This window comes from Nonomuraea sp. NPDC051298 (assembly GCF_055586305.1).
Window position 1 is genome coordinate 86,164 of sequence record NZ_JBVJIM010000021.1, and the last position, 21,959, is coordinate 108,122.

The window sequence follows — 21,959 nt, forward strand, 5'->3', positions numbered from 1 at the left end:
CGATCGACACGGGGGTCAGGTGGATAGGAGTCCGGACGACCGGCGTCGCGAAGCCCTGGCCGCTGTGGCGCCGGGCACACCTCTGCGCGACGGCCTGGAGCGCATCCTGCGCGGGCAGACCGGCGGGCTGATCGTGCTCGGCTACAACAAGGTCGTCGAAGAGGTCTGCAGCGGCGGTTTCGAGCTCGACGTCGACTTCTCGGCCACCCTGCTGCGCGAGCTGGCCAAGATGGACGGCGCCATCGTGGTGAGCGGCGACGACAAGATCGTCCGTGCCGCCGTGCACCTCGTGCCCGATCCGTCCATCCCCACCGACGAGTCCGGCACCCGCCACCGCACCGCCCAGCGGGTGGCCCGCCAGACCGGCCTGCCGATCATCGCCATCAGCAAGTCCATGCGCATCATCGCCCTCTACCTCGACGGCATCCGCTACGTCCTGGAGGAGTCGGCGGCCATCCTGTCCAAGGCCAACCAGGCCCTGGCCACCCTCGAGCGCTACAAGCACCGCCTCGACGAGGTGTCCGGCACGCTGTCCGCCCTCGAGATCGAAGACCTGGTCACGGTCAGAGACGTGTCGGCCGTGGCGCAGCGCCTGGAGATGGTCCGCCGCATCTCCGACGAGATCAAGGGCTACGTGGTCGAGCTGGGCACCGACGGCCGTCTGCTCTCGCTGCAGCTCGACGAGCTGGTGGCCGGCGTCGACTCCGAGCGCGAGCTGGTCGTCCGCGACTATCTCCCGGCCCCGTCCGGCCGCCGCCAGAGGCGCCTGGTGGAGGCCCTGCACGGCCTCGACAAGCTGTCGAGCACCGACCTGCTCGACCTCACGGCCGTGGCCCGCGTCCTCGGCCACAGCGGCGCCGACCAGCTCGAGAGCCCGGTCAGCCCGCGCGGCTTCCGCCTGCTGGCCAAGGTGCCCCGCCTGCCCGCCACGGTGGTCGACCGGCTGGTCGACCACTTCGGCAGCCTGCAGAAGCTCCTGGCGGCCGGCATCGACGACCTGCAGGCGGTGGGGGGTGTGGGCGAGTCGCGGGCCCGCAGCGTCCGCGAGGGGCTCTCCCGCCTGGCCGAGTCCTCCATCCTCGAACGCTACGTCTGACCCTTTCCACACCTTCGGGGGCCGCTCAGCGGAGGTGGAAGATCCCCTTGTCGGTGCGCAGCTTCCCCATCCTGACCGTGGTCACGTAGGTCCCCGGAAGGGCCGTCGACGGAGTGGACCGGCAGTCGGAGCTGGACCGCCGACGGTCCCACTCCAGCGACCGCACGTACGGCACCCCGCGCTGCAGCTCCTTGACCTCGCTCCCCTCACCGCTCACGCAGTCGGCGGTGGACCAGATCCGGTCCGCCCCCGAGGTGATGCGGATCTCCATCGCGCGCGGCCCCACGTCGGCCGTGCACATCACCGGGCCCGTGTTCACCAACGTGACCAGGAAGCTGGGCCGGGAGTCGCCCGCGTAGATCTGCTCCCTGCCGCCTTGGAGGCTGAGCACGAGGTCGTCGTCCGCGCACGGCTCCCCTGGCCGCCTGGGACGCTCCTGGGGGGCCGCCTTGGGGGAGGGTGTGGGGGTCGGCGACGGGCTGGCCGTGCCCATGGCCAGCGTACGCAGCCCCGCCAGCAGGGGATCGGCGGAAGGCGTGGCGCCGACGCTCGGCGACGACTGGGCGCCGGACGTGCGCTTGGGCCCACTGCCCCCGCTGGAGCACGCCCACGCCACAACGGCCACCACGACGAGCACTGCCACCAGTACGCTCATCCGGCGCCGCCAGTAGATGTCACCGCCGTCACCACGCATCGTATCGGGGTCCATAGGCCAAGGATGGTGAGCGGGCGACGACGAAGAGTGACGACACGCCGAAGGGCGTCATCTCCGAATACGCTTGACCTTGTGGTTGAGCCGAACCTCCTGCACGCCCCCGTTCTGGACTGGTACGAGGACAACGCCCGGGACCTCCCCTGGCGGGCGACCGACGCGACCCCCTGGGGGGTGCTGGTCAGCGAGATCATGCTGCAGCAGACCCCTGTCGTACGCGTCCTGCCCGTCTGGCACGAGTGGATGGAACGCTGGCCCGCCCCCAAGGCCCTGGCCGCCGAGCAGCCCGGCGAGGCCGTACGCCACTGGGGCCGGCTCGGCTATCCGCGCCGGGCGCTACGCCTGCACGCCTGTGCCCGCGCCATCACCGACGAGCACGGCGGCGAGGTGCCCGCCGACCACGCGACCCTGCTGTCACTGCCCGGCATCGGCGAATACACCGCGGCCGCCGTGGCCAGCTTCGCCTACGGCGGGCGGCACGCCGTGCTCGACACCAACGTGCGGCGCGTGTTCGCCAGGTCGGTCCGCGCGGAGGAATACCCGCCGACCGCCACCTCGGCGACCGAGCGGCGGCTGGCGGAGAGCCTGCTGCCCGAGCTGGGCGCGGCCCGCTGGGGCGTGGCGGTGATGGAGCTGGGGGCGCTGGTGTGCACGGCACGCGCACCGCGCTGCGCCGACTGCCCGATCGCGCACGTGTGCGCCTGGCGCCTGGCGGGCAAGCCGCCGTACGAGGGCCCCGCGCGCAAGGGCCAGACTTACGCGGGCACCGACCGCCAGTGCCGGGGCCGCCTGCTGGAGGTGCTGCGCGCGGCCCACGGCCCCGTCCCCAAGGCGGCGCTCGACGCCGTGTGGGACGACGCGGTGCAGCGCGAACGCGCCCTCGACGGCCTGGTGGCCGACGGCCTGGCCGAGTCGCTCGACGACGGCACCTACCGCCTCCCCCACGCCTGAGAGCCCTGGCGGGCCCAGCCGCGCCACTCGGTCTCCCCCACGCCTCAGAGCCCTGGCGGGCCCGGCCGTGCCACTCGGCCTCACCCGCGCCTGAGGGCAGCCCGGCCAGCCCTGGCGGGCACGGCCGCTCACCCGCCTCCCCCACTCTTGAGGGCCCGGCTTCATCCTGGGTTAGCTCATCCAGGGCGGTACGAGCCGTTCGTCGTCCTTGGGGGCCAGGTCGCACGCGTCGGCCTCCGACACCCCGCCCGGGTTGTACACCCGCGCCCCGGCCCCGGCCACCACGACCGACACGAACCCGTGCTCGGCGTCGGCGAACATCTGCCGCCCGACGTCCGCGGGCAGCACCATCGTGTCGCCCGCGGCCACCTCATGCCGTTCGCCGCCCAGCTCGACCACCGCGGAGCCGGCGAGCCACGTCCACACCAGCTCCGCGTCGAACGCGTGCACCGGCCCCACCATCCCCGGCCTGGCCGCCACCCGCCACACGGCCGCCCCGGCCGCCCCCTGAGTCGGGGAGGCGAGGGTGGTCATGACCCCGTTGGGGGTCTCGGTCCTGCGCGCGTCCACCGCCTTGACAACCGGCATCTACGGCTCCTCTCACGCGATCCACGGCGGAACGCCGTAGTCGGCGCCGTCGGCGGCCAGCGCACGGGCACCGGCGGGCGCCGTGACGACGGCGGTGTAGCCGGTGGCGGGGTCGGCCAGGACCCGCCGCACCGTACGGGCCGGCATGACGACCGTGTCGCCGGCCGCGACTGCGTACGCCCGCCCGCCCAGCTCGACGGTCGCCGCACCGGCGACCCAGCTCCACACCTGCTCGCTGTCGAAGTCGTGCTCGGGCCCTACCGCGCCCGGCCGCGCCTCGACCTTCCACAGGGACCTGGAGGCCCCTCCCTGCGTCGGCGAGGCGAACGTCGTCATGACCCCGCCCGGCGTCTCCGAACGACGCGCTTCCACGTCACGTATGACGGCCATGCCGTCAACCCCCTAAGATAGGCAACTACGTTGTCCATATAGTTAACCAGGTTGTCTATCGTGTCAAGCCACGGCTTCGAGCTGCCCCTGCGGCTGCTGCTCGCGTTCCGGATGTTGATCGACGAACTGCATGCCGAGTTGGCCCGGCAGGGTCACCCCGACATGAGGCCCATGCACGGATTCGTCATGCAGGCCATCGGCCCGGACGGCACCACGGCCGTCGAACTGGGCCGTACGCTGGGCGTCTCCAAACAGGCCGCAGGCAAGACCATCGACACCCTCGAACGCGTCGGCTACGCCGAACGCACCACCGACCCACACGACACCAGGCGCAAGCTCGTCCGCCTCACCCCGTACGGGAGGGAAGCCCTCCACCTCTCGGCCCGCATCTTCGACACCCTGCGCGCCCGCTGGGCCGACGAACTGGGCGAGGAACGCCTCACCGCCCTGGAGTCGGACCTACGCACGATGACACCGGGCAACCCCTGGCGCCTGGACACACCGAGCTGGTTCACCAACCTCTGAACCCCAGCCCTCGGCGACAACCCCACCTCCGCACCGGGCCGCACTTGCCCGTTGCGACTTGAACTTGGCGTCGCCCGCCCCGCCGAGCGCCAGAGACGCGCCTACGAGGGCCGGAGACACGCCCATGAGCACCGGGACGCGCCAGCCGGGCACCCCGGAGGGCTTATGCGGCGAGTTGCAGCCCGAGGCTGGTCAGGTTCGTCCGTGCCCAGGCCAGCTCCTCGGCCAGCAGCGACACCAGCGCCCCCGGCCCCTTGGCCCGCCCCGGGACGGTCAGGTTGTGCGTCTCGACCTCGATGTGCGCGCTCCCGCTCACCGCGCCCGACAGCATGGCCGTCAACGTGTCCTGCAGCACCGCGCCCGTGCTGGGCGTCTCACCCGTGTGGTTGTGCACGTGGCCGAGCTTGACCACGGGCGCCCCGGCCTCGGCCAGCCCCTTCAGCGCCGCCCCGGGCTCCTCGGCCCCACAGGCGAGGTGGCAGGCGTCCAGGCAGACGCCCAGGTGCTCGGAGTCGATGCCGCCCACCCGCTCAAGCGCCTGCTCGGTGGTCTCAAGCACGCACCCTGGCCACGGCTCGAACCCGACCCTGATCGTCTTGCCGGTCGTGCTGTAGATGCCGCGCAACTCGCGGGCCAGCCGCTCCAGCCGCCGGGTGGCGATGGTGTGCAGGTCAGCGGGCCAGTCGCGGCGCCAGCCGATCGGGATCGTCGAGATGCTGCCGAACCGTACGTCCTCCGGCAGCAGGAACGCCAGGATCTTGGCCAGCGCCATGGTGTAGCGGTAACGCTCGGGCTTGGCCCAGTCGGGGCCGGGGACCTCCTGGTTGCGTCCGCCGGTGCCGTTGAGGCTGACGACCTCCAGGCCGCGCTCCTCCAGGGAGCGGCGCAGCCGTACGAGCTCGATGCGGTCGGCCGTGAGGTGGTCGGCCACGCTCGGGGACAGCCACAGCCCGATGCCCATGCGCTCCACGCCCAGCCGCTTGCGCACGGGGACCGCGTAGCGGGTCAGGTGCGCGATGAGGTTCTCCAGGTCCTCAGCGGGGTGGACGCCTGCGTTGTAGGCGAGGTGAACGAGCGTTCCGTCATCGTGACGCAGGCGCATCGGTTTCCTCCACGGCTTGCATTAGTGTTCCCGTCGCCCGCCTCGGACGTGCGAACCCTGTGAGCTTGCCTGCTTGCCGGTGGCGTGCGCGTCCGCCCTGAGTTGACTGTTTCCTACTCCCGAGGGAGCAGCCTCAGTTTAGGATCACGCTGTTGTGGCTCACGTGGATGAGACTGGCTTGCTCTACGGAGTGTAGTACTACTCGCCGTGGCGGGATACCCACCCATCCAACAATTGCGCAACGACGGCAACTTTCTCACTTCTCGGCCTCCGGCAAGTGCGAATTTCCCACGATGCCCGCGTACGCCGCCCAAACTTCCGGTCGACGACCACCACCCGGAGACCGGGCCCCGTGCCCGACCCCGGCGCGCCAGGCGCGCAGAAACCATCTCAGCCCCGCCCACAACCGACAGACGGCCACCACCCCGCCCAATGTCGCCGCAGCTCACCGAAGTCGGCACGCTCACGCCGGTTGTCATGACAATTGATCGTTGATCTTGTCATCACCAGAGCCCATCGCCTGATACGGGACAGCCGCGCCGGGGAGGCCGCCGAAGTCCTGCGCGTCGCGGCCGATGACAGCGACGCGTCGGGAGTTCGGTCGACTGCTGACCTTGCGCCGGGATCAGGCACTCTTCCGCCCGCATGAGCGCTGGGAGGCGGAAGAGCGCCTGATCCGTTCGGGCGGAGGCGATCCCGTGGCGGCCTGCGCCCTGATCAACCTGTACGCGACGGCCTCCGCCGAGATCCGTCAGGACTACGCCCCAGACTCGTGGGACCCCTGGGAGGAGGAGAAGGCCGCGCGGTTGGCGTACTGCCGGGATCGGGCAGTGGAGCCGTGCGACCGAGTTCTCGCCTCTGACCCACCGAACTGGACGGCGGCAAGCGCCATGGTCGCCTTCCTCTACGACGAGTGGAACTGGCATCAGGACCTGGACCACTGGGAGGATCCCGGGGAGGAAGAGGACGCGAGAAGCCGGGGCTTCAGGGTCGACGGTCAAGCGCTACGGCCACAACGCGACCGGCACGGACCCGCTGAGTCCCAGAAAAGGCCGTACCAGCCGGCGACGAAGCACCGACGTCCGGACGGGCCCCGACGACCGAGCGCTCCAAAGGCGTCAGAGGGATGTGCCCGATAATCGCCTGGTGAGCTGGGTGGCGAATGTCATGGTGTCGGTTGATGCGATGGACCGGCCCAACGTTGAGGCGTTCAGCGAGTGGTTGCGGGCCGAGGCTCCGCGGCGGGACCGGCCAGGAACGGGATGTGGGTTCCTGACCGAGACGACTGGCCAGGATTCGCAGTGGGGTGGTTGGAAGTTCCCCGAGTGCACCGTGTGGGCCAGGGCGCTCAACAACGCTGATCTGCCCGCGGTCCTTGATCGGGTCCAGGGCATCGCCTGGCGATGCCCGAACGCCGTCCAGGTGTTCCTGATGGATCAAGAGGAGTCGTTCTTTCGGGTGTGGATGCTGCGGGACGGCACGCTGCAGCAGTATGCGCCCACGCACCCCGACGAGGAGGATGAGGGCTTCTTCCCCGGCGACTACGGGTGATTTCGGTCAACTGTGTCGAGACAGTTTGGGCCCGTTAGGAGCTGGTGGCGCGGGCCTGCGACGGTGAGAGTGAACAGATCAACAATGGTGCAAGCGGCGATCACGCCGTTCCCCGGTCGGACCCCCGGGTGCCACCGGACCTGGCACAGCCTCCGCGGTGGCGAGAGTTGACCGGGAGTTCGGTGCTGTCCGGGGATCAATAGGTGAGCAGGTGCTGTCAGGTTCTGCAGTTGCCAGGAGGACTTGCTGTCCGCTCAGAACATTCCCTGGGGAACCTGCGCGGCGTCCGGCACCGGCTGGACGACATCCCAGTGCTCGACGATCTGCTCGTCGACCAGCCGCCAGATATCGACGACGGCGGTGCCGCGCGGGTCGTCGTCCGTGACCATGTGGTAGTGCATGACCACGTGATCGCCGTCGGCGATGACCCGTTTGAGGTCGAGCCGGGCGCGGGCCACGGGAGCCTCGGCGATGAACTCGATGAACGCCTCCCGCCCAGAGGGATTGCCCGGGCTGTGCTCGATGAAGTCCTCCGCCAAGAGGGTACGGAGCACGTCGATGTTCCCCGCCGCGAACTGGGTGAAGCCGTGGAGGGCGAGCTGCTTGTTGCGTGCGGCCTTGCTGTTGTCGCTCATGCGGGTCACCGTCCCAGCCGCCGCCCGCCCCTGTCGATTACATGGCATGTAATCGCGGTGATGGAGAGGCGGGGCGATAATCGCCGCATGATGCAGGACCGGCCGGTCGGTGAGCTGCTGCGCGAGTGGCGGCACCGCAGAGGGCTCAGCCAGTTGGATCTGGCGATTCAGGCGGAGGTGTCCGCCCGGCACGTCAGCTTCGTGGAGACGGGACGGACCATTCCCAGTAGCCCCATGGTGCTGCGTCTGGCCGAGCATCTGGGCGTGCCGTTGCGGGAACGCAACCGCCTGCTGGTCGCGGCCGGGCACGCGCCCGTCGTCCGGGAGCGGCCGCTGGAAGATCCGCACCTGGCCTCGGCGCGGAATGCCCTGGAGCAGATCCTGCGGGGGCACGAACCGTATCCGGCGCTCGCCGTGGACCGCCATTGGAACCTGTTGCTCGCCAACACCGCGATCGACGTCTTCCTGGAGGGCGTCGATCCGGCGTTGCTGCGGCCTCCGGTCAACATGATGCGGCTGGGCCTGCATCCGGGCGGGTTCGCGCCGCGGCTGCGCAACCTCGGGCAGGTCCGCGCGCACCTGTTGCCCCGGCTCGCCCGCCAGGTGGCGCAGGCCGGTGATGCGGAGTTGAGCGCGCTGTATGAAGAGCTGCTGTCCTACGGCCCCGACGACGATCCGCCGCCGCCCGATCCCGCCGACATCGCACTGCCCATCCGCATCTGTCATCGCGGCGCGGAGCTGTGTTTCATCAACACCATCACCACGTTCGGCGCCGCCTTCGACGTCACGCTGGAAGAGATCGCCGTCGAGGCGTACTTTCCCGCCGACGACGACACCGCCCGGTTCTTCCGGACGGAAGCCGCAGCACCTTCCGCATGAGAGTCTCCGGCATGTCCCGGCCATGCACGTCCACCCGTACCTGGCTCCGCAGGTGAAGCCGTACGCCGACCTGCGGCTTCCGAACCTGCGGGCTCCCAGGGTGGAAGGCGCGGCGAGCCGCCCCAACATGCGGAGAGCCCCTGTGTGAGGGTGAAAGACCTCACACGGGGGCTTCCGTCAGCCCGGACGGACTGGGCGTCAGTTCTGGATCGGGGCGGCGATCGCCGCCGCCGAGTCCGGGATCTTCGCGACGGACTCGCCCCTGAAGATGAACTTGGCGTTGTCGCCCTCGCCCTCCACCGTCACCTTCACGACCTGACCGGGCCGGAGCTCGCCGTAGAGGATCTTCTCCGACAGTGAGTCTTCCAGCTCCCGCTGGATCGTCCGGCGCAGCGGCCGGGCGCCCATGACCGGGTCGTAGCCGCGGTCGGCGAGCAGTTGCTTGGCCTCGGGCGAGACGTCGAGCCCCATGTCGCGGTCCTTCAGCCTGCCGTCGACCTGGGCGAGCATCAGATCCACGATCTTGATGATCTCGTTCGGCGTGAGCTGGTGGAAGACCACGATGTCGTCGACACGGTTGAGGAACTCGGGCCGGAAGTGCTGCTTGAGCTCCTCCTGGACCTTCGCCTTCATCCGCTCGTAGTTGGACTCGGTGTCGTTGGACTTCGCGAACCCGACCCCGATGCCCTTGGAGATGTCGCGGGTGCCGAGGTTGGTGGTCATGATGATGACCGTGTTCTTGAAGTCGACCACCCGGCCCTGGGCGTCGGTCAGGCGACCGTCTTCCAGGATCTGCAGCAGCGAGTTGAAGATGTCGGGGTGGGCCTTCTCGATCTCGTCGAACAGGACCACGGAGAACGGCTTGCGCCGCACCTTCTCGGTGAGCTGGCCGCCCTCCTCGTAGCCGACGTAGCCGGGAGGCGAGCCGAACAGCCTGGAGACGGTGTGCTTCTCCATGAACTCCGACATGTCCAGGCTGATCAGAGCGTCTTCGTCACCGAAGAGGAACTCCGCCAGAGCCTTGGACAGCTCGGTCTTGCCGACACCGGAGGGACCGGCGAAGATGAACGACCCACCGGGACGGCGCGGGTCCTTCAGACCGGCGCGGGTGCGCCGGATGGAGCGCGACAGACCCTTGATGGCGTCGTCCTGGCCGATGATCCGCTTGTGGAGCTCGTCCTCCATGCGGAGCAGGCGCTGCGACTCCTCCTCGGTCAGCTTGAAGACCGGGATGCCGGTGGCGGTCGCCAGGACCTCGGCGATGAGCTCCTGGGTGACCTCGGCCACGACGTCCATGTCGCCGGCCTTCCACTCCTTCTCCCGCCGCTCGCGCTTGAGCTGGAGCTGCTTCTCCTGGTCGCGGAGGGCAGCGGCCTTCTCGAAGTCCTGCGCGTCGATCGCGGACTCCTTGTCGCGGCGCACGTTGGCGATCTTCTCGTCGTACTCGCGCAGGTCGGGCGGGGCGGTCATCCTGCGGATGCGCATCCGGGACCCGGCCTCGTCGATGAGGTCGATCGCCTTGTCGGGAAGGTAGCGGTCGCTGATGTAGCGGTCGGCGAGCTGCGCGGCGGCCACCAGCGCGTCGTCGGTGATGGACACGCGGTGGTGCGCCTCGTAGCGGTCGCGCAGGCCCTTGAGGATCTCGATCGTGTGGCTGAGCGACGGCTCGGCCACCTGGATCGGCTGGAAGCGCCGCTCCAGCGCCGCGTCCTTCTCCAGGTATTTGCGGTATTCGTCGAGCGTGGTCGCGCCGATGGTCTGCAGCTCGCCGCGGGCCAGCATCGGCTTGAGGATGCTGGCGGCGTCGATCGCGCCCTCTGCCGCGCCCGCGCCCACGAGCGTGTGCAGCTCGTCGATGAACAGGATGATGTCGCCGCGGGTGCGGATCTCCTTGAGCACCTTCTTCAGGCGCTCTTCGAAGTCGCCGCGGTAGCGGGAGCCGGCGACCAGGGCGCCGAGGTCAAGCGTGTAGAGCTGCTTGTCCTTCAGCGTCTCGGGCACCTCGCCCCTGACGATCTTCTGGGACAGGCCCTCGACGACGGCGGTCTTGCCGACGCCAGGCTCGCCGATGAGAACGGGGTTGTTCTTGGTCCTCCGGGAGAGGACCTGCATGACCCGCTCGATCTCCTTCTCGCGGCCGATGACCGGGTCCAGCTTGCCCTCGCGGGCGGCCTGGGTCAGGTTGCGGCCGAACTGGTCGAGCACCAGGGACGTGGACGGGGCCGACTCCTGAGGGCCGCCCGCCGCGGCCGGCTCCTTGCCCTGGTAGCCGTGGAGCAACTGGATGACCTGCTGCCGCACACGGTTGAGATCAGCTCCAAGCTTGACCAGCACCTGAGCCGCCACACCTTCACCCTCACGGATGAGCCCGAGCAGGATGTGCTCGGTGCCGATGTAGTTGTGACCCAGTTGCAAAGCCTCACGGAGCGACAGCTCGAGGACCTTCTTGGCCCGCGGGGTGAACGGAATGTGCCCCGACGGAGCCGATTGGCCCTGGCCAATGATCTCCTCGACCTGCTGACGCACACCCTCAAGGCTGATGCCGAGGCTCTCCAGAGCCTTGGCGGCCACGCCCTCACCTTCGTGGATCAAGCCAAGAAGAATGTGCTCAGTGCCGATGTAGTTGTGGTTGAGCATCCTGGCCTCTTCTTGGGCCAAGACGACAACACGCCTCGCTCGGTCGGTGAACCTCTCGAACATCTCGTCGCTCCTCACAGAGCGGTCAGTCAGGCCGGTAAATCCGGTCCCGTCCTCCCGCATGCTAGCCCTGGCTCGGCGAACCGTGCCCACTGCCGCTGACACGCTCTATAGCAGAGACGTTCCCCGAGAGCAGGGCGTTCACCCTCCATCCAACTACTGTTCGGGGGTGACGTGTTCCCGATACGCCGCAAGCGAACGATGTTTGGGACGCTTCGCGGAAGCGGCTGAAAAGGCCACCCACGGCGTAGACGGATGCCTCAGGACACCGGGCTCGAAGCCGACGAGGGGACGCCACTTCGCCCGCGCATCTCAGATGCCACGTCCGTATCTGTTACGCAATCATCCTATGTGGTCACACGAGGCTTGGCCAAGCGACGGCGCTGCGCCCTGAGCACGACGCGGCACCCGCCGCGCGCCGCGCCTCGCACCCCGCGTCGGCCCGCGCTCCCGTACTGACGGTAATCGGTAATCCGCATCCGGTCAGCCGGGTTACCGAACCGCACCGCGCATCATGAGACGTACCTCGAGACCCTTGAGACACAGTCCATGAACGTTGCACGGCATTCGCCACCACCGCTTGCAGTTGCAGGTGCACGGCAATCGCAATCAGGCGCACTCACGAGACAGCCGGATTGTGCGCGGACGCATGGGGAAGAGAGATTGCGCGAGCGACGCTCATACTTGCGGCTTATGCCCGGCCCGCCGCCTCTCGGCGGGCGCGATATCAAGAGAGCCTACATATCCGGGGGCACCGGGTTTCATCGGCGGGACGCCAGTCGGGATCGCGCTTTGGCGTTACAGCGCGTGAAGGGGCACCGGGCTTAACCGTGCCGATGATTTTGCGATGGCGCGTTCCAGGGCCGGTTCCGTGACCGCTTACTAGGACCGCCATGCCCGTCCGCGGAGGGCTCGGCAATGCCGCCCCCGTACGGCAATGTGGACGACCGCCACGCCATGCGCCGGGGACGCGCGAATGAGGTATGCCCGCCCCGGGCGGCATTCGGCACGCACGCGGGCACGACGTCAACACAGACGCCATCACGGGCGCCATCGCAGACGTCATCCCGGGCGCCATCACGGGCGTCGTCGCATATGCGGGCGCCCGCCGGTGAAACGGCGCCACGGACGAGCCTGAACGCGCACGCCCAAAACGCCCGCATATGAGAGCCTCAGGAGACCGTCCTCCGGGGCGGCCCTGGTTTCGGGAGCACCCCAGAAACGATCATGCGCTTATGGCGGCCGCCGGGGTCCAAGGCGAGCATCATAAGCGCATGGTCGAGAGACGGCTCCTTAGTGAGCAGCTTCGTACTTCTCCACGACGGTGGAGGCGATGCGGCCGCGCTCGCTGACCGGCAGGCCGTGAGCCTTGGCCCACTGCCGGATCTCCGAGCTCTTCTCGCGGCTCATCGCACGGGTGCCGCCGCGACCGCGACGGCGCACGGCCACGGCTCCCGCCCTGCGCGCGTGCTGCACGAAAGGCGTGAGGGCGTCCCTCAGCTTCTTCGCGTTAAGGTCGCTGAGGTCAATCTCATAGGTGGAGCCGTCAATAGCGAAGCTGACCGTCTCATTGGCCTCGCCCCCATCGAGGTCATCGATGAGAATCTCCTGGATCTGCTTGGCCATGTACGCAATCCTTTCGCGGAGCATTGTTTCATTCGCCTGCCCAAACATATACCCGGAAAGGCGCTGAGACAATTCAGCGTACGGGGATTCGGCTGAGTCGCCGATCAGTTGTGGCTCTCGGGCTGATCCTCGCGGTTTCGACGGCCCCCCACAGCCTCGGACCGGACCAACTTCACTACGCCATAGATGAAGGCGCCGCCCACCACGGCCGGTGGGATGAGCGCTGACAATACGTCCGTTAGGGCTTCCATTCGGCCTCGCCTCCACGGCTTGCGGGGTTTCGGGGGCGCATTAAGCGCCTGGAGCGTCGCCACAGGGAGCCCTGGCCCCTCATGACACGCGGGCGACAACCACCCGTACCCGACCATAGCGGCACACAGATGCCCTGCGTGTCGCAGGGGCGCCAAGATCCGGCAACCCGGATGCCCCATAGCCTAATGCCAGTCTCTCCAGGCTCCTTACCGGATCATGCGAAAATTTTGCGAAAAGACATCGCCCCAGGTACGCCCGGCTCAGCGAAGATCTTTTACCACCCGCGTTCCGGCCAGTCTGTCGTGCGGCCCCGCTCGAGCGGCTTGTCCACCAGGATGAGCAGCCCCACCCCGAACAGCAGCATTCCGGTCAGGAGATTGACCACCGGAATGCCCATGAGCAACACCGGGGCGGGATAGACCAGGGCTCGTTTGAGCAGCGCCAGGGGCGCAAGACCGGCCGAGGCGAGGCGAATCCCCATGATCGCCTTACCGAAGGTACGGCCACGCCGGCAATGCGCCCGCCAGTCGTAGCCCGCATAACCCAGCCCGGCCACCAGCCACGCCAGCACGCCGGGCAGCCGCCCGTCGAACACGTCGAGCCCGCCGACGGTTCGGAAGGCGCCCCACAGCACGATGAACAGAATGTAATAGATGACCCCGAAGACGAGCGCTTCAATCAGCCGGGCGGCGAGTCGTTCCCACCATTCCGCGGATGGCCCGTCCAGCCGCGCCACCGCCCCGGCCATAACTCCACCTCACGTCGTCGACGGCGCCGATCACGAACCATTTTCGTACGGACCCGCGGGCAAAACACAGGGGCCGGCGGGAAGCCGGCCCCTGTGTTTGCGTCGTGACGGATTACTTGATCTTCACCACGACCGTGCCCGCGATCTTGTCCGCGAACGTCTGCTGCAGCGGCTTGTCCCAGAGCTGCGAGGCGCCGTTGAGCGCGTAGAACAGCCCGGCCAGGTACATCCCGAACGGGACCCCGTAGAGGAGGTAGACGCCAACTGTCACCACCGACCGCTTGAGCGCGGCATCAGTGGGAAGACCTGCCGGCGACATCATCGAGCCGACCTTGACGGTCTTGATGCCCATGACCATCTTGCCGACCGACTGGCCCTTCGCCTTGTGTAGTTGGAAGTCATAGACGATGTAGATGGCGCCGATGACCAACCCGATGACAAGGCTGACGAGGAAGGCGTTGAAGAGACCCGACGTGATGCCGGTGACGGAGTCGTAGCTTGGGCTCAGGACGCTGGTGAGCACGATGCTCACGACGGCCAGCACCACGCCGAAGATGACGCCGTCGATGATCCTGGCCACCAACCGCTGCCACCACTCCGCCAGCGGCGCAGGGGCCCCCGGAGGCTGTACGCCGACCGGCGCGCCGTAGCCCTGCTGCCCGTAGCCGGGCTGCTGGCCGTAACCGCCCTGGCCGTACGCCTGCGGCTGCCCGTAGGCGGCCTGGCCGTACTGCTGCTGGTCGCTGTAGCCGGCCTGCTGGCCGTACTGCTGCTGGTCGCCGTAGCCGGCCTGCTGGCCGTAGCCGGGTTGGGCGTAGCCGGGCTGCGACTGCTGCTGCTGGCCGTAGCCCTGCTGCTGGCCGTAGCCCTGCTGACCGTACTGCTGGCCCGACTGCGCCTGCTGGCCGTAGCCCTGCTGCCCGTGGTCGGGCTGGGACTGCGGCTGCTGACCGTACTGCTGGCCCGACTGGGGCTGCTGGCCGTAACCCTGCTGGCCGTAGCCCTGCTGCTGGCTGTAGTCGGGCTGGGACTGGGGCTGCTGGGCGTACTGCTGGCCGTAGTCGGGTTGCGACTGCTGCTGCTGGCCGTAGCCCTGCTGCCCGTACTGCGGCTGCTGGCCCGACTGGGGCTGCTGGCCGTAGCCGTACTGCTGCTGTTGCTGCTGACCGTAGCCCTGCTGGCCGTAGCCCTGGTCGTAACCCTGCTGCCCGTAGCCGGGCTGCGAGGGCTGCTGCTGGCCGTACTGCTGCTGACCGTATTGGGGCTGCTGCTGGCCGTAGCCGTGCTGCTGTTGCTGCTGTCCGTACTGGGGCTGCTGCCCATAGGCGTCGTCCGCCCGGTAGCCGATCACAGTCGCGTCCGGGTCGGGTTCGCCGGGGTGGCGGCCCGCGTTCTGCTGCCCGTACGGGGTGCCGGGTGCAGAATTCTCGCCGGATGGGTCCTGTGGATACGGCGGCTGTCCGGTACTCACCGTGTCACCTCGCTTCGAGTGCGCATGTGGCACGTGTCAGGACACATGCCTGTGCTGCCCAACGTATCGACATAGGTATCAACAATCACCTTTCCATCAGGTCAGGGTCCGCGTCACCCGATGTCAGATGGAGCAGCATGCGGGTGTTGCCCAGGGTGTTCGGTTTCACGTGTTCCAGGTCGAGGAACTCCGCCACGCCCTCGTCGTACGAGGCCAGGAGTTCGGCGTACACCTCTGGAGAGACCGGCGTGCCCTGTATAGGGCGAAAGCCGTGCCTCGCGAAGAAGTCGACCTCAAAAGTCAGACAGAATACACGTCGCAGACCCAGATCCGTCGCCTGCTGTATGAGCGCCGAGACGATCCGATGGCCGACGCCCTTGCCCCGGCACTCTGGATCCACGGCGACGGTGCGGACCTCGGCGAGGTCTTCCCAAAGCACGTGGAGCGCACCGCAGCCGACAACCTGCCCGCCCCGCTCTGCCACCCAGAACTCCTGTACGTCTTCGTACAGGGTCACCGTGGCCTTCTCCAGGAGCCGCGGACCGGCGCCCGCGTAGGTGTCGACGAGACGTCTGACCGAGCGCACGTCGGGCGTGCGGGCACGCCTGACCACCACCGCGGTCTCCGGCATCGTCAGTTCCGCCACCTGCTCCATGGCTCTCCAGGGTACAGATGTCATTACGGCTCAGCCCTAACTCCCATGTCTCGGCCTATCTTGTTACATCGGGTGGCCATGTGTGCACGAAACCCGCGTGCACCCTCGTTCCGGCGGAACCAACGGCAAAGAGGACATAAAGTCAGTTCGGCACGGTTGGGCACGAGATCACCTTGTGACCCTTCAGTTGTGAAACCTCTACAGACTCGGCAGTTCTGGTTGAGCCCGAACCTGGAGTGCATTAGTGTCCAGCGACGATGTTCGCCGCGTGTCGCAGGCGGCGAACCCGCCCAATCCCCGCAAGGGGAGCCGGGGACCCGCCGGTGACGTCCTCCCAGCGCCACCAACTGGGGTGAATCCGACCCGTTCGGTAGGGCTGCTCCGGCCCGAACCCGCCAGCTAACCCGGTAGGCGTCGACGAGAGGAGCTGGTTGGTGAAGCGCACGCTCAACCGCGGGAGGCAGTCGGCGGGCAAGCACGCCCGCCCTCGTGAACAGGCGCGGCGACCACGCCCCTTCGGTGTGGTAAGTGTCACAGTCGCCGCGTTCCTGATCGCCGTCCCCGTCGGCTCGGCGTCCGCCGACCCCAAGCCCTCGCTGCAGGACCTGGCCAAGCAGGTCGAGCAGATGCACACGGAGATCGAGACGCTGTCCGAGGACTACAACGGCCAGCGGGAGAAGCTCAAGGCCGCCAAGAAGACCGCCGACGCCGCACAGAAGACGCTGGCGACCAGTCAGGCCGATTTCGCGGCCAAGCGCGCCAAGGCCGCCCTGCTCGCCGAGAACGCCTACATCACCGGCGGGCTGAGCAGGGCACTGGCGTTCACCACCTCCGTCGACCCCGACACCTTCCTCGACAGCGCCGCCACCACGTACGTGCTGGAGCAGCAGCAGGGCGAGCAGGTCAACCAGGTGGCCAAGGCCAGGGAGGCCGCTGAGCGCGCCCAGGCCGGCGCCGAGACGCGCATCGAGGAGGTCGAGAAGCTCGTCGGCGACCTCGACTCCAAGCGCGACAAGATCACCAAACTCGTCACCAAGGTCGAGAGCAACCTGTTCAAGCGGGCCCTGGGCGAGGCGGGCCGGTCCGGCACGCGGGCCCAGCGCGTCAACCTGCCGATCGCGGGCGGCGGCAAGGCCGCGCAGGCCGCCCGCTGGGCACTCACGCAACAGCTCAAGCCGTACGTCTGGGGCGCGGAAGGGCCCAGCTCCTACGACTGCTCCGGCCTCGTCATGGCCGCCTACCAGAAGGTGGGCATCTCGCTGCCGCACTACACCGGCAGCCAGTGGACCGCGGGCAGGCACATCGACCGCTCCGAGCTGCGGCCAGGCGACCTGGTGTTCTTCTACAACGACCTGCACCACGTGGGCATCTACCTCGGCGGCGGCATGATGGTGCACGCGCCGCAGACCGGCGACGTCGTACGGATCGCCTCGATCGAGGGGCGTCCGTGGGCCGGTGCGGTACGCATCGCCGACTGAGCCCGGCATCGACCGGATCTCCCGTCGCTAGATCAACTGGCGGCGGGCCGCCCAGGCCACGGCCTCGATCGCCGTGGCCACGCCGATGCGGTCGCAGATGCCCCGCAGCCTTCGGCGTACCGTACGACCGCTGATATCCAGTCGTCTGCCCACCCGGTCTACCGTGACCCCCTTGGCCAGCTCCGCCAGCAGCGCCAGATCCGCATGGCTCAGCTCAACGCCTTCAGTGAGCACATCCATCGGGAGCCCTCCCCCCCAACAGCAGAACTTGGGCCTCTCGACCGGGCCCAAGTCGCTCCTCGCAGACGGTAAACGCATCGCGGAAAGGTCGTCAAGCATGACAATCGCCACTCTTGACGAGCACTATTGACATGATCCGAAATGTGTGACGTACTCGCGATATGTCGGCATCGATCGGTCCACGATGAGCGATCTCGTCGAGCCTTCCGCCGTTCCGGATCAGCCGTCGACGAGCCCGGCCGACGTCCTGGGTTTCGATCCGTTCGATCGGGAGTTTCTGCGCGATCCATATGCGCGCTACCGCGAGATGAGCGCTCGCGGCGCCCTCTTCCGTACGCCCGTCGGCCTGCTCGTCGCCACCACCCACGAGCTGTGCGCGACGCTGCTGCGCGACCCGCGCTTCGGCCGCGGCCCCGGCGGCGGGCCCGGCAGAGACCCAGGTCAGCCCGTTGAGTCGTTCCTGTGGATGGACCCGCCCGACCACACCAGGCTGCGCGCGCTGGTGAGCAGGGCCTTCACCCCACGCATGATCGAACGGCTGCGCCCGCGCGTCGAGGCGGTCACGGCCGGGCTGATCGACACGCTGCCCGAGGAGGCCGACCTCGTGGAAGGGCTGGCGTACCCGCTGCCGGTCACGGTGATCAGCGAGATGCTCGGAGTGCCTCAGGAGGACTCGGAGCGCTTCCGTGGCTGGAGCGAAATCCTGGCTCGCGGCCTTGACCCGATGCTTACAGACGACCTCGTATCGGAAACCGGGCGGGCCGGAAGGGAGTTTCGCGACTACTTCCGCGAACTCGCCGCGCTCAGGCGCCGCCGCCCCGGGGACGACCTCCTGAGCGCCCTGACCCAGGTGCGCGAGCTGACCGAGCCCGAACTGCTGGCCACCTGCGTGCTGCTGCTCGTGGCCGGGCACGAGACGACCGTCAACCTCATCGGCAACGGGGTGTTCCACCTGGTGCGGCACGGCCTGCTGGGGCACGCCGCGCAGCGGCCCAAGCAGGTCGTGGAGGAGGTGCTGAGGTACGACCCGCCCGTTCAGCTCACGTCGCGGGTGGCGCTGGAGGACGCGGAGCTGGGCGGCGTGGCGGTGCCCAAGGGCACGCCCGTGCTCGCCGTGATCGGCGCGGCCAATCGCGACCCTGCGGTCTTCCCCGACCCAGAACGCTTCGACGCGACCCGGGAGCCCGGCCGGCACTTCGCCTTCGGGCTCGGCATCCACTTCTGCCTGGGGGCCACGCTGGCCAGGATGGAGGGCGAGATCGCGCTGTCGGCGCTGGCCTCGGCGGCGCCCGGGCTGGAGCTGGCCGTCGCGGCGCCGCCGTACAAGGCGAACGTGGTGCTGCGCGGGCCGGCCCGCCTGCCCGTCAGGCTGCGGCGGGCCGGCGCCCGTGTCACTGCGTCGGCTTGACCAGCGGGAAGAGGATCGTCTCGCGGATGTTCTTGCCGGTGAAGGCCATGATCATCCGGTCGATGCCGGCGCCCATGCCTCCGGTGGGCGGCATGGCGTATTCCAGCGCCTGCAGGAAGTCCTCGTCGAGCTGCATGGCCTCCACGTCGCCGCCGGCGGCCAGCAGGGACTGCTCGACCAGCCGCCGCCGCTGCTCGATCGGGTCGTTCAGCTCGGAGTAGGCGGTGCCCAGCTCGGTGCCGAACCCGATCAGGTCCCACTTCTCGGTCAGCAGCGGGTCGTCGCGGTGGTTGCGGGCCAGCGGCGAGGTCTCCAGCGGATAGTCCATGACGAACGTGGGCTGCACGAGCGTGTGCTCCACCAGCACCTCGAACAGCTCCTGCACCAGCTTGCCCGCGCCCCACTTCGGATCCCAGTGGATCTCGCGCCGGTCGGCCAGCTTGCGCAGCTCTTCCAGGGTGGTGGCGGTGGTGATCTCTTCGCCCACCGCCCGCGACACCGCGTCGTAGAGCGTGATGCGCGGCCACTCGGCGAGGCCCAGGTCGATCTCGGTGCCCTCGTGCACGACCACCGTGGTGTCCAGCGCGGCCACGACGGCCTTCTGGTACATGCGCTGGGTCAGGTCGGCCATGTCGTTGTAGTCGAGGTAGGTGCCGTACGCCTCGATCATCGTGAACTCGGGGTTGTGCGTGGAGTCGGCGCCCTCGTTGCGGAAGTTGCGGTTGATCTCGAAGACCTTCTCGATGCCGCCCACCACGAGCCGCTTGAGGTAGAGCTCGATCGCGATGCGGAGGTAGAGCTCCATGTCGTAGGCGTTGATGTGGGTCCTGAACGGCCGGGCCGCGGCGCCGCCGTGGATCGGCTGCAACATCGGCGTCTCGACCTCGAGGTAGCCCTCCTCGTGCCAGAAGTCGCGCACCGCGCGCACCGTCGCGCTACGGACCCGGGCCATCGTCCTGGCGTCGTCGTTGACGATGAGGTCGACGTAGCGCTGGCGCACCCGCGCCTCGGGGTCGGTGAGGCCCACGTGCTTCTCCGGCAGCGGGCGCAGGCACTTGGCGGTGATCTGCCAGGAGTCGGCCAGGATCGACAGCTCGCCCCGGCGCGAGGTGATGACCTCGCCTACCACGCCCACGTGGTCGCCCAGGTCGACCTCGCGCTTCCAGCTCGCCAGGGACTCCTCGCCCACCTTGTCGAGCGAGATCATGACCTGGAGGTCGGCGCCGCCGTCGCGCAGCGTGGCGAAGCAGAGCTTGCCGCCCACGCGGTTGAGCATGACGCGCCCCGCGACCCCGACCTTGTCACCGGTCGCGGTGTCGGGCTCCAGGCCCTGGTATTTCTCCCTGACCTCGGCGTTGGTCGCCGTGCGTGGGAAGGTCACCGGGTAAGGGTCGACGCCTTCGCTGCGAAGGCGGTCGAGCTTCTCCCTCCGGATGCGCATCTGCTCGGGAAGTTCGTCGCTCACACCATCAAAGGGTAGGGGATATGGCGAACTGCAAGGGCTCGTCGGCTCTCTGCAGGGTCGCTGCAAGAGTCCTCGATTACCAATGTCCCACGAGCTCAGGGGGGAGCCGGCAGGGAGCCGGCCCACAGGGGAGCTCAGGGAGATGAGATGTTCAAGAAGATCGCGACCGGCTTACTCGCCGCAGCCGCCGCCACCGCCGTCGCCCTCTCGCTTCCGTCGGCCGCCGGCGCCACCACCTCGTCCGACTCCGACGACTACTCCGAGTACTGGGGCCCCGTCTACGCCAAGCAGTACCTCGCCAAGGCGCAGGGCTGGGTCGGCGTCAACTGGGACCACGACGGCGAGTCGAACGAGGTCACGGTCAACGGCCGGCTGTACGACCGGGACAACCGCACCTACAAGCAGGGTGGCAAGTGCGCGTACGTGAAGTTCGAGGCCAGCGACTTCGACCACGACTGGTCCCCGGTCTACTCCAAGAAGTACTGCGGCTACCCCGGCTACAAGAAGTTCTCCTTCCAGGAGCACGACGTCTTCAGCCTGCGGGTGAAGGTGTGCCAGATCGGCCAGTACAGCAACTACCCGACCAAGTGCGGCCCCTGGGAGTACCTCTACACCGCCGAGAGCGAGTGACCCAGGACGATGGCGAGCGGCTCCCGCGGCGGCGGGGGCCGCTCATCCGCGTGCGCCGCACACCTCATGGGCCGCTACGAGGCGTTCCGGTGGTAGACCAGTCGCAGGCCGATGAGGGTCAGCCACGGCTCGTGCACGTCGATCGAGCGCGACTCGCCCACCACCAGCGCCGCGTGCCCGCCGGTGGCCACCACGGTCACCTCGTCGGGGTCGTCGGCCAGCTCGGCGGCCATGCGCTCGACGATGCCGTCCACCTGGCCCGCGAAGCCGTAGATGATGCCGGCCTGCAGCGCCTCGACGGTGTTCTTGGCGATCACCGAGCGCGGCCTGACCAGCTCCACCTTGTGGAGTTGCGCGCCCGCGGCGGCCAGCGCGTCCACGGAGATCTCGATGCCGGGGGCGGTGACCGCGCCGACGTACTCGCCCTTGGCGGAGACCGCGTCGAACGAGGTCGCGGTGCCGAAGTCGACGATCACGCAGGGGCCGCCGTACTGGTCGATGGCGGCCAGCGCGTTGACGATGCGGTCGCTGCCGACCTCTTTGGGGTTGTCCATGCGTACGGGCACCCCGGTGCGGATGCCCGGCTCCACGATCACCGCGGTCACGTCGCCGTAGTAGCGGCGGCACATCTCGCGCATCTCGTTGAGCACGCTCGGCACGGTGGAGCAGATGGCGATGCCGTCGATGTCGGCCCCCTTGAGCAGCGGCGACTGTGCCAGCAGCCCCTGGAGGACGACCGCGATCTCGTCGGCGGTGCGGCGGGCGTCGGTGGCCAGCCGCCAGTGCTCGATGACGTCCTCGCCTTCGAAGAGCCCCAGCACCGTGTGCGTGTTGCCGACGTCGATCGTGAGCAGCATCAA

21 protein-coding genes and 1 riboswitch are annotated in these 21,959 nt (G+C 68.5%); of the genes, 8 read left to right on the forward strand and 13 right to left on the reverse strand.

Going from position 1 to position 21,959, the window contains the following annotated elements:
- The first annotated feature begins 19 nt into the window (after positions 1–19).
- Positions 20–1,096 carry a DNA integrity scanning diadenylate cyclase DisA gene (disA, locus tag ACZ6S0_RS40310; RefSeq protein ID WP_465924601.1) on the forward strand — a complete coding sequence of 359 codons (1,077 nt, stop codon included), beginning with the start codon at positions 20–22 and terminating at the stop codon, positions 1,094–1,096.
- Positions 1,097–1,121: 25 nt separating this feature from the next.
- Here the strand turns inward: disA and ACZ6S0_RS40315 are convergent, their stop codons facing one another.
- The gene (locus tag ACZ6S0_RS40315) at positions 1,122–1,805 is read right to left on the reverse strand and encodes a hypothetical protein (protein ID WP_465924602.1); all 684 of its coding nucleotides are present in this window, start codon (positions 1,803–1,805) and stop codon (positions 1,122–1,124) included.
- A gap of 78 nt (positions 1,806–1,883) precedes the next feature.
- On the opposite strand from ACZ6S0_RS40315, the gene ACZ6S0_RS40320 reads away from it, so the two are divergent.
- Positions 1,884–2,759, forward strand: a complete 876-nt coding sequence (locus ACZ6S0_RS40320) for an HhH-GPD family protein (protein ID WP_465924603.1) — start codon at positions 1,884–1,886, stop codon at positions 2,757–2,759.
- Between the two features lie 171 nt (positions 2,760–2,930).
- Here the strand turns inward: ACZ6S0_RS40320 and ACZ6S0_RS40325 are convergent, their stop codons facing one another.
- The gene (locus ACZ6S0_RS40325) at positions 2,931–3,347 is read right to left on the reverse strand and encodes a cupin domain-containing protein (protein ID WP_465924604.1); all 417 of its coding nucleotides are present in this window, start codon (positions 3,345–3,347) and stop codon (positions 2,931–2,933) included.
- Positions 3,348–3,359: 12 nt separating this feature from the next.
- Complete coding sequence (locus ACZ6S0_RS40330; RefSeq protein ID WP_465924605.1) at positions 3,360–3,737, reverse strand: cupin domain-containing protein; 378 nt, start codon at positions 3,735–3,737, stop codon at positions 3,360–3,362.
- 60 nt (positions 3,738–3,797) lie between these two features.
- Here ACZ6S0_RS40330 and ACZ6S0_RS40335 point away from each other — a divergent pair, with 60 nt between their 5' ends.
- Positions 3,798–4,262: a MarR family winged helix-turn-helix transcriptional regulator gene (locus tag ACZ6S0_RS40335; RefSeq protein ID WP_465924657.1), complete on the forward strand. Its 465-nt coding sequence runs from the start codon at positions 3,798–3,800 to the stop codon at positions 4,260–4,262.
- Positions 4,263–4,425: 163 nt separating this feature from the next.
- On the opposite strand, the gene ACZ6S0_RS40340 is transcribed toward ACZ6S0_RS40335, so the two are convergent.
- On the reverse strand, positions 4,426–5,364 hold the full coding sequence (locus ACZ6S0_RS40340) for a sugar phosphate isomerase/epimerase family protein (protein WP_465924606.1): 939 nt from the start codon (positions 5,362–5,364) through the stop codon (positions 4,426–4,428).
- A gap of 1,146 nt (positions 5,365–6,510) precedes the next feature.
- Here ACZ6S0_RS40340 and ACZ6S0_RS40345 point away from each other — a divergent pair.
- Positions 6,511–6,915 carry a hypothetical protein gene (locus ACZ6S0_RS40345; protein ID WP_465924607.1) on the forward strand — a complete coding sequence of 135 codons (405 nt, stop codon included), beginning with the start codon at positions 6,511–6,513 and terminating at the stop codon, positions 6,913–6,915.
- Between the two features lie 254 nt (positions 6,916–7,169).
- Here the strand turns inward: ACZ6S0_RS40345 and ACZ6S0_RS40350 are convergent, their stop codons facing one another.
- On the reverse strand, positions 7,170–7,550 hold the full coding sequence (locus ACZ6S0_RS40350; protein WP_465924608.1) for a nuclear transport factor 2 family protein: 381 nt from the start codon (positions 7,548–7,550) through the stop codon (positions 7,170–7,172).
- 87 nt (positions 7,551–7,637) lie between these two features.
- On the opposite strand from ACZ6S0_RS40350, the gene ACZ6S0_RS40355 reads away from it, so the two are divergent.
- Entirely contained in the window at positions 7,638–8,429 is a 792-nt protein-coding gene (locus ACZ6S0_RS40355; RefSeq protein ID WP_465924609.1) for a helix-turn-helix domain-containing protein, read from the forward strand.
- Positions 8,430–8,627: 198 nt separating this feature from the next.
- Here the strand turns inward: ACZ6S0_RS40355 and ACZ6S0_RS40360 are convergent, their stop codons facing one another.
- The 5 genes from ACZ6S0_RS40360 to ACZ6S0_RS40380 all read right to left on the reverse strand — a co-directional run bounded on the left by ACZ6S0_RS40360 (position 8,628) and on the right by ACZ6S0_RS40380 (position 15,878).
- Positions 8,628–11,129 (reverse strand): ATP-dependent Clp protease ATP-binding subunit, encoded by a 2,502-nt coding sequence (locus ACZ6S0_RS40360; RefSeq protein ID WP_344888608.1) that lies wholly within the window; start codon positions 11,127–11,129, stop codon positions 8,628–8,630.
- Between the two features lie 1,290 nt (positions 11,130–12,419).
- The gene (locus ACZ6S0_RS40365) at positions 12,420–12,752 is read right to left on the reverse strand and encodes a histone-like nucleoid-structuring protein Lsr2 (protein WP_465924610.1); all 333 of its coding nucleotides are present in this window, start codon (positions 12,750–12,752) and stop codon (positions 12,420–12,422) included.
- Positions 12,753–13,278: 526 nt separating this feature from the next.
- Positions 13,279–13,752, reverse strand: a complete 474-nt coding sequence (locus tag ACZ6S0_RS40370; RefSeq protein ID WP_465924611.1) for an RDD family protein — start codon at positions 13,750–13,752, stop codon at positions 13,279–13,281.
- 112 nt (positions 13,753–13,864) lie between these two features.
- Positions 13,865–15,223, reverse strand: coding sequence for an RDD family protein (locus ACZ6S0_RS40375; RefSeq protein ID WP_465924612.1), 1,359 nt, complete (start codon positions 15,221–15,223; stop codon positions 13,865–13,867).
- Positions 15,224–15,308: 85 nt separating this feature from the next.
- Positions 15,309–15,878, reverse strand: coding sequence for an amino-acid N-acetyltransferase (locus ACZ6S0_RS40380; RefSeq protein ID WP_344888598.1), 570 nt, complete (start codon positions 15,876–15,878; stop codon positions 15,309–15,311).
- A gap of 277 nt (positions 15,879–16,155) precedes the next feature.
- A riboswitch (cyclic di-AMP (ydaO/yuaA leader) is annotated at positions 16,156–16,307 on the forward strand.
- A 92-nt stretch (positions 16,308–16,399) separates the two neighbouring features.
- Here ACZ6S0_RS40380 and ACZ6S0_RS40385 point away from each other — a divergent pair.
- Positions 16,400–17,356 carry a C40 family peptidase gene (locus ACZ6S0_RS40385; protein ID WP_465924613.1) on the forward strand — a complete coding sequence of 319 codons (957 nt, stop codon included), beginning with the start codon at positions 16,400–16,402 and terminating at the stop codon, positions 17,354–17,356.
- 27 nt (positions 17,357–17,383) lie between these two features.
- Here the strand turns inward: ACZ6S0_RS40385 and ACZ6S0_RS40390 are convergent, their stop codons facing one another.
- Complete coding sequence (locus ACZ6S0_RS40390) at positions 17,384–17,596, reverse strand: LuxR C-terminal-related transcriptional regulator (RefSeq protein WP_043615366.1); 213 nt, start codon at positions 17,594–17,596, stop codon at positions 17,384–17,386.
- 184 nt (positions 17,597–17,780) lie between these two features.
- Between ACZ6S0_RS40390 and ACZ6S0_RS40395 the strand changes: the two genes are divergently transcribed.
- Positions 17,781–19,004: a cytochrome P450 gene (locus ACZ6S0_RS40395; protein ID WP_465924614.1), complete on the forward strand. Its 1,224-nt coding sequence runs from the start codon at positions 17,781–17,783 to the stop codon at positions 19,002–19,004.
- On the opposite strand, the gene lysX is transcribed toward ACZ6S0_RS40395, so the two are convergent.
- Positions 18,988–20,445: a bifunctional lysylphosphatidylglycerol synthetase/lysine--tRNA ligase LysX gene (gene lysX / locus ACZ6S0_RS40400; RefSeq protein ID WP_465924658.1), complete on the reverse strand. Its 1,458-nt coding sequence runs from the start codon at positions 20,443–20,445 to the stop codon at positions 18,988–18,990. The two genes, ACZ6S0_RS40395 and lysX, sit on opposite strands and share 17 nt — an antisense overlap.
- 171 nt (positions 20,446–20,616) lie before the next feature.
- Here lysX and ACZ6S0_RS40405 point away from each other — a divergent pair, with 171 nt between their 5' ends.
- Complete coding sequence (locus ACZ6S0_RS40405) at positions 20,617–21,099, forward strand: hypothetical protein (protein ID WP_465924615.1); 483 nt, start codon at positions 20,617–20,619, stop codon at positions 21,097–21,099.
- Positions 21,100–21,173: 74 nt separating this feature from the next.
- Here the strand turns inward: ACZ6S0_RS40405 and ACZ6S0_RS40410 are convergent, their stop codons facing one another.
- Entirely contained in the window at positions 21,174–21,956 is a 783-nt protein-coding gene (locus ACZ6S0_RS40410; RefSeq protein ID WP_465924616.1) for a type III pantothenate kinase, read from the reverse strand.
- Positions 21,957–21,959 lie beyond the last annotated feature (3 nt).

Bases quoted from the DNA above. Each gene is read 5' to 3' on its own strand.
- ACZ6S0_RS40315 (WP_465924602.1), bottom strand. From the start codon at position 1,805: ATGGACCCCGATACGATGCGTGGTGACGGCGGTGACATCTACTGGCGG.
- ACZ6S0_RS40325 (WP_465924604.1), bottom strand. From the start codon at position 3,347: ATGCCGGTTGTCAAGGCGGTGGACGCGCGCAGGACCGAGACCCCCAAC.
- ACZ6S0_RS40330 (WP_465924605.1), bottom strand. From the start codon at position 3,737: ATGGCCGTCATACGTGACGTGGAAGCGCGTCGTTCGGAGACGCCGGGC.
- ACZ6S0_RS40340 (WP_465924606.1), bottom strand. From the start codon at position 5,364: ATGCGCCTGCGTCACGATGACGGAACGCTCGTTCACCTCGCCTACAAC.
- ACZ6S0_RS40350 (WP_465924608.1), bottom strand. From the start codon at position 7,550: ATGAGCGACAACAGCAAGGCCGCACGCAACAAGCAGCTCGCCCTCCAC.
- ACZ6S0_RS40355 (WP_465924609.1), top strand. From the start codon at position 7,638: ATGATGCAGGACCGGCCGGTCGGTGAGCTGCTGCGCGAGTGGCGGCAC.
- ACZ6S0_RS40360 (WP_344888608.1), bottom strand. From the start codon at position 11,129: ATGTTCGAGAGGTTCACCGACCGAGCGAGGCGTGTTGTCGTCTTGGCC.
- ACZ6S0_RS40365 (WP_465924610.1), bottom strand. From the start codon at position 12,752: ATGGCCAAGCAGATCCAGGAGATTCTCATCGATGACCTCGATGGGGGC.
- ACZ6S0_RS40370 (WP_465924611.1), bottom strand. From the start codon at position 13,752: ATGGCCGGGGCGGTGGCGCGGCTGGACGGGCCATCCGCGGAATGGTGG.
- ACZ6S0_RS40380 (WP_344888598.1), bottom strand. From the start codon at position 15,878: ATGGAGCAGGTGGCGGAACTGACGATGCCGGAGACCGCGGTGGTGGTC.
- ACZ6S0_RS40390 (WP_043615366.1), bottom strand. From the start codon at position 17,596: ATGGATGTGCTCACTGAAGGCGTTGAGCTGAGCCATGCGGATCTGGCG.
- ACZ6S0_RS40395 (WP_465924614.1), top strand. From the start codon at position 17,781: ATGAGCGATCTCGTCGAGCCTTCCGCCGTTCCGGATCAGCCGTCGACG.
- lysX (WP_465924658.1), bottom strand. From the start codon at position 20,445: ATGCGCATCCGGAGGGAGAAGCTCGACCGCCTTCGCAGCGAAGGCGTC.
- ACZ6S0_RS40405 (WP_465924615.1), top strand. From the start codon at position 20,617: ATGTTCAAGAAGATCGCGACCGGCTTACTCGCCGCAGCCGCCGCCACC.
- ACZ6S0_RS40410 (WP_465924616.1), bottom strand. From the start codon at position 21,956: ATGCTGCTCACGATCGACGTCGGCAACACGCACACGGTGCTGGGGCTC.